Source organism: Enterococcus camelliae (assembly GCF_042685105.1).
Taxonomy (GTDB): domain Bacteria; phylum Bacillota; class Bacilli; order Lactobacillales; family Enterococcaceae; genus Enterococcus_G; species Enterococcus_G camelliae.
In genome coordinates this window covers 1-11,140 of the sequence record NZ_JBHUMO010000036.1, presented here as the reverse complement: position 1 = coordinate 11,140, position 11,140 = coordinate 1, and the positions used below count along the sequence as shown (strand labels likewise).

The following is an 11,140-nucleotide window of genomic DNA, read 5'->3' as shown; positions in this document are numbered from 1 at the left end:
CCATAGGCTTCTTTGGCGGCTGCGACTCCTTCAATTCCTAAAGGTGCACCGTGCACTCCTGATGTTCCTTGTTTTGGTGCGCCGAAACCGATAATTGTTTTTACTTCAATCATTGTTGGTTTGTCTGATGTTTTTGCTTCTTCAATCGCATCAGAAATAGCCGCTAAATCATTGCCTTCTTTAACCAAAATGTGATTCCAACCATATGCCTTAAACCGTTCCCCAACATTTTCGGTAAACGCTTTAGATGTTGGTCCATCCAAAGAAATATCATTTGAATCATACAGGAGAACTAATTTATTTAATTTAAGGTGACCAGCTAATGAAGCAGCTTCTTGTGAAACGCCCTCCATCAAGTCTCCATCACCACATAGCGCATACGTATAGTGATCAACAATTGAAAAACCTTCTTGATTATACGTTGCTGCTAAGTGTGCTTCTGCCATTGCCATCCCCACTGCCATCGCTATCCCTTGACCCAAAGGACCCGTGGTAGCTTCTACGCCGTCGGTATGATTCACTTCAGGATGACCAGGTGTTTTACTGTTCCATTGTCTAAAATTCTTTAAGTCTTCTATTGTAACATTGTAGCCTGCACAGTGTAATAAACTATACAGTAATGCTGATCCATGTCCTGCTGACAAAACAAAGCGATCTCGATCCACCCAGTTACGTGAAGTTTTGGGATTAATTTTTAAATGCTTTGTCCATAATGCATAAGCCATCGGAGCAGCACCCATTGGCAAACCTGGATGCCCTGAGTTTGCTTTTTGTACAGCATCAATACTCAAAGTACGTAAAGTATCGACTCCTAGTTGATCAATTTTGTCGAACAATAGAAACGCCTCCTAATTTAGGTTTTTTTTACTTTTATTACTATCATATATTATATAGTAAAAGAGAAAGATGCGCAATCTTTCTCTTGGATTCTTAGCGACCGTGAAGTCCCTTTTCTTTTTGGATTTTCTTTAATTTTTCTGGTGTCACATCATTTCCCTCAGGATCAACAACTTTCATTCCTTCTATATGATGTCTCATTCCTCCGCGAAATGCTTCCAAATATTCTTGGTGAAGTAATTTTTGTTCTTTTAACTCCAATGAAGTCAGAGTGGAGGTTTTCTTTTTTTTCGCTAATTCGTTAATTCTTGCTAGTTTTTCTTTTGACAACACACTAAATCGCCTCTCTTTCCTTCTCATGATAATAGAAATTGAAAAAAAAAACAAATAAGTCACTTATTCATACGAACATTTGTTTGAACCCCCTTCACGAATATGATACACTAATTATATAAAAGAAAGTGGGTGTACAAATTGGTGAAACGAACTGAAAACCGTCAACTCGAGGTCTTGCGCTTCATCCATCAACGCGTTTCCGAGAAGGGATATCCACCAACCGTCAGAGAAATTGGAGAAGCAGTCCAGCTCTCTTCTACCTCTACAGTCCATGGACATTTGTCAAGGTTAGAAAAAAAGGGCTACATTCTACGAGACCCTACCAAACCTCGTGCAATTGAGCTTACTTCAAAAGGCTTAGAAGCGATTGATGTCGTTCCCGATAATATCCCTCTTCTTGGTGTTGTTACAGCTGGTGAACCGATTTTAGCAGTTGAAGAAGCAGCTGATTTCTTTCCTTTACCTCCTGATTTAACAAATGATCAAGGTCATTTGTTCATGTTAACGATTCGAGGAGAAAGCATGATTAATGCTGGCATTCTTGATGGCGACCAAGTCATTGTTCGCAAACAAGATATCGCCCAAAATGGGGACATCGTTATCGCAATGACCGAAGAGAACGAAGCAACCTGCAAAACATTTTACAAAGAAAAAACTTATTACCGATTACAACCAGAGAATGACTTCATGGAGCCAATTATTTTACAATCTGTTAAAATTTTGGGACGCGTCGTTGGGTTATATCGGAACTTAATTAATTAAGAACAGACTTTTTTACGAGGTTTGTTCTTTTTTTCTTTACAAAACAAACGTTTGTTCGTATAATATGTATACAAACAAATGTTCGCATTACATAAAGGAGTGATTTTAATGAAAACTATTCGCCGTTTTGGATTCATTTTATTTATTTTATTTTTAGGTATATTTATTGGTCATGCTAGCTTCTTGGTCACTTTCTTAATTGTAAGTCCATTACTGATTATTTGGCTTTTAGCTTGGGATGAAAAAAAATACCAAATGAAACAGTATCGTCGTTCAAATAGGATTTATCCATCTGAAAACTTTCGGTATAAATAATAGCGTTACTAAAAAAAGACATCGTCATGCGACGATGTCTTTTTTTAGTATTCCATTAGTGTGACCATATCGTACCCTTTAATTTTATCTCTTCCGTGTAACTCTTTTAATTCGATTAAAAAAGCACAACCAACAACTACTCCACCTAATTTTTCAACTAAGTCGATAGTCGCTTTGATTGTTCCACCTGTAGCTAGCAAGTCGTCACAAATTAAGACCTTTTGTCCTGGCTTGATTGCATCTTCATGCAACGTTAATGTATCACTACCATATTCTAAATCATATGAGACCGAAATTGTTTTTCTTGGTAATTTACCAGGTTTACGAACGGGTGCAAAGCCAACGCCTAATTCGTAAGCTACTGGACAACCCACGATGAAGCCTCTTGCTTCAGGTCCAACAACCATCTCAATTTCTTTTTCTTGCGCATACTGAACAATCTGATTTGTAGCCACGCGATATGCTTCTCCATCAGCCATTAGTGGTGAAATATCCCGGAAAACAATCCCTTTTGATGGATAATCTGGGATACTTGCTATGTAGTCTTTTAAATCCATTTCATTTCCTCCTATGAAAAAAACCAATCTTTTAAACTTGTTATATCTGAAAGTTGTAAGAACATTTCAGAGTCGATTCGTTGTTTCCTCTGTTGATAAATGGTGCTTGTTTCAAGTTGTGCAGGAACCGCATCTTCAACGTATCCCAACATACCATCGTTTATTGTAACAAATTTCAATTCAAAAAACACTTGAATCATAAAAATTAATAATTTTTTTGGAAGTTGGACATAATTCGCTAGTTCATCCAATTTATAGCGAATATCCATTGTTTTTTGTTGCTGAATTAATTGATAAAGTTTTCGATATTGATTCCGTGTCCCTACTCCATCCAAATAAGCATCATCTGCTGTTTCAAAAACTATAAAATGTTTTGCCTCTTTGGTCTGTTGAGCGATTTTTTTTACAAGGTTGACATCCGTTGGACAATCTAAATAAACGATTGCTGCATAGTGACGAGAGCAAACCTTCAAAATGGCTTCTTCATTAAGGATCCGTACAACTTTGCCTTCAATTCTTTGTTGAAAAGTTGTTTCATTTTCAACAAAAGACACAAAAAGCGTCTCATCAGTCTGTAGATTGGGTAAAGCGTTCATTTTAGAACGAAAATCAAATAATTGAGGTCCTTCGATTTGATAATCATCCAACATCAATTGTGGAGTAACATGATTATTCCATTCGTTTAAAGCAAGTTCACCGACAACAGTTAACTGATCGGAAGTAAAATCCGTCTCATTTGCTCCAAATTGAAATGCAATAAAGGGCAATGTGGCCTTACCATCCGTTAGTTGACCTTTCAAATGATTTTTGTTTGCTCCTATTAAACGGTTATTTTCCGACTTTAGTCCTCTCATAAGAAATTTAGGATAACGATTATCCATACCAAAAGGTGCTAATTTCTGAAGTATCTGTATGAATGACACGGTTGCCTCTTCTATTTCAATTGTTCCATCTATCTTCAGTGGCAATCCTTCTGAAAAGTCAAATGAGTGCTCCCTAGCATAAGTATTCAAGTGGTTTTGCAAATAGCTAATTTTTTCGGCGTGAATCGATAGTCCAACTGCTGAATGATGCCCGCCAAACGACACGAATTGATCTTTTAAAGGGCTTAGAGCCTCAAAAAGATTGAATTTTTCGACACTTCTACCTGATCCTTTTACGATTCCATTGTCTAAAACAGTGAGAACAAGCGTCGGTTTGCCTGTTTGTTGGACAATTCTACCTGCAACAATCCCTAAAACACCTTCATGCCAACCTTCCCCTACAATCACATGAATAAGGTTTTCTGGATTCAATTTTTGAAAAGCTTGCTCAAAAACATCTTCAACGATTTCTTTTCTTTCTGTGTTTTTTTGATCAATTGCCTTTGCCAATGTCTTGGCTTGTTCTTCATCAAAAGTAGTCAGAAGCTCTACTGCAACATTGGCATCATCCAATCGTCCTAACGCATTTAAACGTGGCGCAATGGAAAAACCAATTGTCTGATCATCAATTTTATCTACTACGATTTGACTGATGCGGAATAGTTCCATAAGTCCCATTCGCTCCGTCTGGCGAATCGCTTTTAATCCATAGGAAACGAGTATTCGATTTTCACCAGTGAGTGACACCATATCAGCAATTGTCCCAATCGCTACTAAATCTAAACTCTCTATTACGAGTTCATCTAATAGCGCACAAACAAACTTGAATGCCACTCCCACACCAGCTAAATCTTTAAAAGGGTACGCCCCCCTTGGATGTCTTGGATGAATGATTGCATAGGCTGGTGGTAATTGTCGAGGTAATTCATGGTGGTCGGTTACGATGACATCAACACCCATACTGTTGGCGTAAGAAATCGCCTCAAAACCAGATACCCCATTATCTACCGTAACAATCAGCTGCACACCTTGTTTAATTTTTTCTTCATAGACTTGTTGATTGGGACCATAACCATCTTTAAATCGATTTGGCAGATAGGTTTCTACATCTGCACCTAAAAAATCCAAAGCTTCTTTCACAATTGTTGCACTTGTTATGCCATCAGCATCGTAATCTCCATAAATAAGGATTTTTTGATTTTCAAGAATCGCTTGATTAACCCGCTCAATTGCACGGTCCATATCATACAATAGAAAAGGATCGTGTAAGTCCTGCAAAGATGGCGTCAAAAAAGAAGCTACTGCTTCTTCTGTTCGAATCCCTCTTTGCCATAATATTTTCGCAAATAGTTCTGGAAGTTGCTTTTCTCTTACAAAGTCAACAAACTTAGTTGGTATTTGGGGATCACCACTCATACACCACTCATAATTCCGTTTTGACAAATTATCACTCCTAGATCTTGCCTTCTTATCAGAAGGAAAACAACGTAAAAAAGCCAAATGAACAAATAATTTAGTCCCTTGACTAGTTTACATAATTGTATTAAAAAGATTTTGTTACTCAGATTCACTGCTATTTGAAGAATGCTGCTCTCCAAAAGAGGCATTTGTTGAACGGCCAGTTTGATTGGCTGTTTGTTGCATTTCAACCGCTTTATTGGCATATTCCCGTTCAAGTTCAGCTTTTCTCTCAGCAATTCGCTGTTCAACCGATGCATCATCGGTTAATTGTTGTTCGCGTAATTCTTTTATTTGTTTCGTTTGTTTCATGTGACTAGATGTCGCAACTAAAGCAATCACAACGGCGCCAATAAATGCCGAGCCAATAATTACTATAATCAATGGGGCTTTGATTGCTGTCACTCCAAAATTAATTGCCACTTGTTGGTTATTCAAACTAGCAAAAATGACGATAATTAACGTTAATACCAATCCTAATACAATTCGCCATTGATTCTTCATACTTACCACCCACTTTATTTTTTGTTAAAAATGCCACTGGCCAAATAATCACCCACTCTTGGAAATAACACATAGGCTTTTGCAGCAATTTCCATGATTAGTGGTTGATTAATTTCTCGTTTTGGTTTACCGATACTGTTGACAATTTTTTTGGCCAAAGCAGTTGGATCTGTTAAAAACGGTTTAACTCTTGCCAAATAACGTTTATCTGGATCGGCCCTCTCAAAAAATGGTGTTTCCATAGGTCCCGGATTCACGGTTGTGACACTGACGTGAAATGGTTTTAACTCTAATCTCAATGCATTCGAAAAACCTAAGACCGCAAATTTTGTAGCGGCATAGACTGAGGATTTGGGCGTTGCCATTTTTCCAGCAATTGATGCAACGTTAATCACCTGTCCATCCCCTCGTTCAATCATTTTGATTGCCACCCGTTTCGTTATATACATTAAACCTAACACATTTACCTCAAACATGTTCCGAATTTCTTCATAAGGCGTAGCAACAAAATCATCGAATATTCCGTAACCGGCATCATTCACGAGAACATCAATTGCCCCAACCTCTTCTTCAATACGCGCCAAGACATGGTCGACTTGTTGCGGTTGAGAGACATCTAATTGAAAGGCAAATGCAGGCTGATTACTATATTCCATACACCGTTCTTTAACGGCTCCAATTAATTGAATCCGCCGGGCACAAGCAACAACTATGGCCCCCGCTTTCGCAGCTTCATAACAAATTTGTTCTCCTAATCCAGAAGAAGCCCCTGTTACTAAAATAACTTTTCCACTTAATTTCATACGTTTCTCCTTTCATCGAAAGGAAACAATCAACTGGTCAAAATCCTTCACGAGCTGACTATTGGGAAAGATTTCCTTTGCTTCTTGTTCCAATTCACTTGCCTCTTTTGCAAGGTATCTTGCACTAATGTGGGTAAGCACCAATTTTTGGACGTTCGCTTTTTTTGCAACCTCAGCTGCTTGATGCGTGGTCGAATGAAAATAATCTTTCGCCATGTTGCTTTCTTTCTTGTTAAATGTGCTTTCATGAACTAAAACATCAGCATTTTCTGCTAGCTCAATCGACTGCGGACAATAACGAGTATCCCCCAAAATCGTCACAATCCGGCCTTTCCTCGCTTCTCCTAAAAAGTCGTTTCCGTCCAATACACGACCGTCTGACAACGTTACACGTTCTCCACGTTTCAATTTTCCAAAAATAGGTCCCGGGCTGATTGCCATTTCCAATAATTTATCTACTTGTAGTTCACCCGGATGGTCTTTTTCAACCACACGATAGCCAAAACTATCAATCCCATGGTCTAATTTTTTTGCAATGACCGTGAACTGATGATCTTCAAAAATGAGACCATCAGTCACTTCATAAAAATTTATCTTATAACCTAGTCTAGAACGTGAAATCCGTAAAGAAGTTTTTACAAACTCTTCAACCCCTTTTGGACCATAAATATCTAATGATTCACTACCACCTTGGAAGGAACGGCTGCTTAGTAATCCAGGTAAACCAAAAATGTGATCACCATGTAAATGTGTAATAAAAATTTTTTCAATCTTTCTTGGTTTAATAGTGGTGCGTAGAATTTGCATCTGTGTTCCTTCACCACAATCAAAAAGCCAAATCTTATTGCGCTCATCCAACAGCTTCAATGCAATGCTCGTCACATTCCTATGTTTTGCTGGGACACCTGCACCTGTTCCTAAAAATTCGATTTCCATGTTAACCTATCTTTCCAATTCTTATTCTTTGTGTTTTTCTTTCCAGAACTTCAATGAAGACTCCTTCGTTTTGGTTGTAACTTCATTGGCACTCTTAATTTCTTCTTCAACTTCCTCAAAATCAAAGCGATTAATGCCGCCACCTAGTTCTTGCATAACCACTTCATTGAGAGGGCGATTGTCTTTTTCGTCTGCAATAATTATTAGACCTGTTTTTCCTTCGCTGATTTGTGTCACTAGATACTCAAAAACATTTTTGGCTGTTGACAGTTCTTTTGCATCCTTCGTAGCTCCAATCAAACTTCCACCAAACCAACCCAATAAGATAGCCAATGGACTGACTAATACACCAACAAGCATCCCTATCATGCCACCAGTTGAGGTACCTGAGGAACCAGTTGGATCAAAAAAATCTTCGATTGAAAATTTATGATCGCCATCATTTGAGTGTTTTACAACAGCCATTTGTTCAATTTTTAATTGTCCTTTACTAAATAATTGTTTCACCTCAGAAAAAGCTTGGTATGCTTCTGCGTTGCTCTCAAAATTTGCGACAATTACTTTCTTAGCCATATTCATTCCCTCTTTTCTTTTACTATCTCCATTTTACCAATAAATAGAGAAAAGAAAAGAACCAAGCATGGGTTAACCCAAACTTGGTCGTTTTTTTCGTCATTCAACAAATTCGAATTCAAAATTTCCAATCCGAACAATGTCACCATCTTTAGCACCACGAGCTCTTAGTGCTTCATCTACCCCCAATGATCGCAATTGACGGGCAAAACGCATGACCGTTTCATCGTGATCAAAGTTGGTCATTTGGAAGAGTTTCTCAATTTTTTCTCCATGGAGCGTCCAAGAAGCATCTGGTTCTCGGTCAACCGTAAATTCCGGTTCGTCTGACTGGTAATGATACTGAACCACTTCTTCTTCCATATCTTGATCATACAAAAGAAATTCTGGTGTCTTCTCTAATAAATCGGCCGTCGCATTTAAAAGTGGCTGAATGCCTTTGTTTGAGATACTCGAAATAGGAAAGATGGGAATTGGTTCTGCAAATTCATCCTCTTGTTGCGCTTGTATTTTCTTACGAAATTCCACAAGATTTTCCTCTGCATTTGGCATATCCATTTTATTGGCAACAATCAGCTGTGGACGTTCCATCAATCTTAAATTATGTGTCTCCAACTCATGATTGATTGCAACATAATCTTCGTAAGGGTCTCTTCCCTCCATTCCACTCATATCAACAATGTGCAAGATAACCCTAGTTCGCTCAATATGGCGAAGAAATTGTGTGCCTAAGCCAACGCCTTGAGAAGCACCTTCAATTAAACCCGGTAAATCAGCTACAACAAAGCTCCTACCATCACTCGTATGAACCATCCCTAAATTCGGAACCAGAGTGGTAAAATGATACGAACCAATTTTGGGTTTGGCCGACGAAATGATTGAAAGAAGGGTTGATTTTCCAACAGATGGAAAACCAACTAGCCCAACATCTGCCAATACTTTTAATTCTAGTTCAATTTTTCGTTCCTGACCGGGTTCGCCATTTTCTGCCAATTCCGGTGCTGGATTTTTTGGGGAAGCAAAGCGAATATTGCCACGACCTCCACGGCCACCTTTCGCCACGATTAGCGTTTGACCCTGTTCAATCAAATCACCAATAATTTGACCGGTTTCTGCATCTCGAACCATGGTCCCCTGAGGAACTTTAACATACAAATCTTCTGCTCCACGGCCATGCATCCCTTTGCTCATTCCATTTTCACCTGGTGTGGCTTTAAAATGACGATGAAAACGAAAATCCATTAATGTCCGTAAACCTTCGTCTACAACAAAAATGATATCTCCTCCTCGTCCACCATCTCCTCCAGCTGGTCCCCCATCGGGAACATACTTTTCTCGGCGGAAAGCAACCATTCCATCGCCACCTTTACCAGCCATTACATTAATCGTTACTTGATCTAAAAACATGGACATTTATTTGCCCTCCATTCTATCTCTTTTCATTACTTCCATCATTATTTACTACAAAGCCTTAACTATTGTACCTAGTCAATAGAAGTTTGTCTATCCTTTCATTATACTCGAAAACCAAGCGAAACAAAACATTCTGTCATAATCAACCAAATTGGACAATTAGATTATTTTCATCAACTACTGTTAGGCTTAATCCTATTCTGTTATGATAGATAGAAATGGAAGAAAGGAAGAACCGTATGCATAGAAAAATAATCGGTTTTGTCTTATTCGTCAGTTGTATTTTCCTTTTAGGTGCATGTGCAACCAACAGTAACAACAAAACCAAAACAACCGCAACTTCAACAACCACTTCAAAAAAAATAGACTTGAACTCTCTTGAGTTACCACAATTGGATGCAACCATTCATGAAGATGAGACAGTCGTGCAAATGAATACGACAGCAGGCGATATAAAAATAAAGCTTTTCCCTAAAATTGCCCCTAAAGCTGTTGAAAATTTTGTTACCCACGCGAAGGAAGGCTACTATAATGGTGTAATTTTCCACCGCGTTATCAATGATTTTATGATTCAAAGTGGCGATCCCACTGGAACTGGTAGTGGCGGTGAAAGTATCTGGGGAAAAGGGTTTGCTCCAGAAATTTCCAATCAGCTTTACCATATTCGTGGGGCCCTTTCGATGGCAAGTAGTAGCCAAGCAAATAGTCTTGGAAGTCAATTTTTTATCGTTCAAAACAATAAGGATGTTTCTGATGGTTTAGCTATTCAGTATTATCCTGAAAAAATTATCGAAGCTTATAAAAAAGGTGGCTCTCCCTCTTTAGATGGGAACTACGCTGTCTTTGGTCAAGTGATTGATGGAATGAGTGTAGTGGATAAAATTGCCAGCGAAAAAGTGACCACCAATGATGCTGGTGAAGACTCAAAACCGGTAAATCCTGTGAAGATAACCGGGATAACCATTTTACAAGAAGCAAAATAAGAAATGCTAATCATTTACACGTAACTTTTTCATCAACGAAAAAGGATTTCTCAACCAAGTAGCATAGGCTACTCATTGTGAAATCCTTTTTGTTATTGTGCGCCTACTATAAAAGTGAATTCACACTGGGCACAGATAGTATCTTCAACTGTCGCAATCGCATCCGCCGTACCCACGGAGCCTTTCATTTTGGTAATCTCAAATGATAATTTTAGAGTGTCTCCTGGAGTAACTTTCCGACGAAATTTTGCCTTGTTAATCCCCCCAATATAGGCGGTGTGTCCGGCAAATTCCTCGGATTTCAAAATTAAAATTGATCCCGCCTGCGCCAGTGTTTCTAAAATTAATGCACCTGGCATAACTGGATTCCCAGGAAAATGTCCTTGAAAAAAATCTTCGTTAATTGTTACATTTTTCGTTGCAATTATTTTCTTTCCAGATTCAATTTCATCAACATAGTCAATATAAATAATTGGATAACGATTCGGAATGAGTTCCATTACTTCTGTCTCAGTTAAAAACTTTTTCATTGCCATCCTCTTTTCTCACAGATTATTACTTTGGTTATCAAAGTATCATATAACCGTCATTTTATCAATAGTTATATTTAAAGAATAAATTTAGTTTGACAATCAAAGCTTTTTCGATAATAATAAGAAATCATAAATCTTTTTTGTGATAATTCTATGTGTCTAATTAATGTCTACTGAACAAATAGCGCATCTCTAAAAGTCATTTTGAATACAGCTAATTGTTTCCAAAAATAAAATTTTTGCTTTTTTTCAAAAAAAGTGTGCAGA

13 protein-coding genes are annotated in these 11,140 nt (G+C 38.0%); 3 read left to right on the top strand and 10 right to left on the bottom strand.

Features of this window, described 5'->3' with window-relative positions:
• Both ACFSR0_RS05400 and ACFSR0_RS05395 read right to left on the bottom strand, forming a co-directional pair.
• A partial coding sequence (locus tag ACFSR0_RS05400; protein ID WP_379980676.1) for a thiamine pyrophosphate-dependent enzyme occupies positions 1 to 836 on the bottom strand: 836 nt, incomplete at its 3' end.
• 94 nt (positions 837 to 930) lie between these two features.
• Complete coding sequence (locus ACFSR0_RS05395) at positions 931 to 1,170, bottom strand: DUF896 family protein (RefSeq protein ID WP_379980674.1); 240 nt, start codon at positions 1,168 to 1,170, stop codon at positions 931 to 933.
• Positions 1,171 to 1,311: 141 nt separating this feature from the next.
• Between ACFSR0_RS05395 and lexA the strand changes: the two genes are divergently transcribed.
• Together lexA and ACFSR0_RS05385 are read left to right on the top strand one after the other, a co-directional pair.
• The gene (lexA, locus tag ACFSR0_RS05390) at positions 1,312 to 1,935 is read left to right on the top strand and encodes a transcriptional repressor LexA (protein ID WP_379980672.1); all 624 of its coding nucleotides are present in this window, start codon (positions 1,312 to 1,314) and stop codon (positions 1,933 to 1,935) included.
• Positions 1,936 to 2,043: 108 nt separating this feature from the next.
• On the top strand, positions 2,044 to 2,250 hold the full coding sequence (locus ACFSR0_RS05385; protein WP_379980670.1) for a hypothetical protein: 207 nt from the start codon (positions 2,044 to 2,046) through the stop codon (positions 2,248 to 2,250).
• A 44-nt stretch (positions 2,251 to 2,294) separates the two neighbouring features.
• Here ACFSR0_RS05385 and ACFSR0_RS05380 read toward each other — a convergent pair whose 3' ends face one another.
• From ACFSR0_RS05380 to obgE, 7 genes are all read right to left on the bottom strand, one after another.
• Positions 2,295 to 2,807, bottom strand: a complete 513-nt coding sequence (locus ACFSR0_RS05380; protein ID WP_379980668.1) for an adenine phosphoribosyltransferase — start codon at positions 2,805 to 2,807, stop codon at positions 2,295 to 2,297.
• An 11-nt stretch (positions 2,808 to 2,818) separates the two neighbouring features.
• Complete coding sequence (gene recJ, locus ACFSR0_RS05375) at positions 2,819 to 5,113, bottom strand: single-stranded-DNA-specific exonuclease RecJ (RefSeq protein ID WP_379980666.1); 2,295 nt, start codon at positions 5,111 to 5,113, stop codon at positions 2,819 to 2,821.
• A 114-nt stretch (positions 5,114 to 5,227) separates the two neighbouring features.
• Complete coding sequence (locus ACFSR0_RS05370) at positions 5,228 to 5,632, bottom strand: LapA family protein (protein WP_379980664.1); 405 nt, start codon at positions 5,630 to 5,632, stop codon at positions 5,228 to 5,230.
• A 14-nt stretch (positions 5,633 to 5,646) separates the two neighbouring features.
• Positions 5,647 to 6,435, bottom strand: coding sequence for an SDR family NAD(P)-dependent oxidoreductase (locus ACFSR0_RS05365; RefSeq protein WP_379980662.1), 789 nt, complete (start codon positions 6,433 to 6,435; stop codon positions 5,647 to 5,649).
• A 12-nt stretch (positions 6,436 to 6,447) separates the two neighbouring features.
• Positions 6,448 to 7,371 carry a ribonuclease Z gene (gene rnz / locus ACFSR0_RS05360; RefSeq protein ID WP_379980660.1) on the bottom strand — a complete coding sequence of 308 codons (924 nt, stop codon included), beginning with the start codon at positions 7,369 to 7,371 and terminating at the stop codon, positions 6,448 to 6,450.
• Positions 7,372 to 7,392: 21 nt separating this feature from the next.
• Complete coding sequence (locus ACFSR0_RS05355) at positions 7,393 to 7,944, bottom strand: DUF1269 domain-containing protein (protein ID WP_379980658.1); 552 nt, start codon at positions 7,942 to 7,944, stop codon at positions 7,393 to 7,395.
• 99 nt (positions 7,945 to 8,043) lie between these two features.
• Complete coding sequence (obgE, locus tag ACFSR0_RS05350) at positions 8,044 to 9,357, bottom strand: GTPase ObgE (RefSeq protein ID WP_379980656.1); 1,314 nt, start codon at positions 9,355 to 9,357, stop codon at positions 8,044 to 8,046.
• A gap of 239 nt (positions 9,358 to 9,596) precedes the next feature.
• Here obgE and ACFSR0_RS05345 point away from each other — a divergent pair, with 239 nt between their 5' ends.
• A complete protein-coding gene (locus ACFSR0_RS05345) occupies positions 9,597 to 10,340 on the top strand; it encodes a peptidylprolyl isomerase (protein WP_379980654.1) in 744 nt (247 codons plus the stop codon).
• A gap of 92 nt (positions 10,341 to 10,432) precedes the next feature.
• Here ACFSR0_RS05345 and fabZ read toward each other — a convergent pair whose 3' ends face one another.
• On the bottom strand, positions 10,433 to 10,870 hold the full coding sequence (gene fabZ / locus ACFSR0_RS05340) for a 3-hydroxyacyl-ACP dehydratase FabZ (RefSeq protein ID WP_379980652.1): 438 nt from the start codon (positions 10,868 to 10,870) through the stop codon (positions 10,433 to 10,435).
• Positions 10,871 to 11,140: the final 270 nt, after the last annotated feature.

Excerpts from the sequence above, each read along its gene's own strand:
- ACFSR0_RS05385 (WP_379980670.1), top strand. The coding sequence starts at position 2,044 with ATGAAAACTATTCGCCGTTTTGGATTCATTTTATTTATTTTATTTTTA.
- ACFSR0_RS05380 (WP_379980668.1), bottom strand. The coding sequence starts at position 2,807 with ATGGATTTAAAAGACTACATAGCAAGTATCCCAGATTATCCATCAAAA.
- ACFSR0_RS05370 (WP_379980664.1), bottom strand. The coding sequence starts at position 5,632 with ATGAAGAATCAATGGCGAATTGTATTAGGATTGGTATTAACGTTAATT.
- ACFSR0_RS05365 (WP_379980662.1), bottom strand. The coding sequence starts at position 6,435 with ATGAAATTAAGTGGAAAAGTTATTTTAGTAACAGGGGCTTCTTCTGGA.
- rnz (WP_379980660.1), bottom strand. The coding sequence starts at position 7,371 with ATGGAAATCGAATTTTTAGGAACAGGTGCAGGTGTCCCAGCAAAACAT.
- ACFSR0_RS05355 (WP_379980658.1), bottom strand. The coding sequence starts at position 7,944 with ATGGCTAAGAAAGTAATTGTCGCAAATTTTGAGAGCAACGCAGAAGCA.
- obgE (WP_379980656.1), bottom strand. The coding sequence starts at position 9,357 with ATGTCCATGTTTTTAGATCAAGTAACGATTAATGTAATGGCTGGTAAA.
- ACFSR0_RS05345 (WP_379980654.1), top strand. The coding sequence starts at position 9,597 with ATGCATAGAAAAATAATCGGTTTTGTCTTATTCGTCAGTTGTATTTTC.
- fabZ (WP_379980652.1), bottom strand. The coding sequence starts at position 10,870 with ATGAAAAAGTTTTTAACTGAGACAGAAGTAATGGAACTCATTCCGAAT.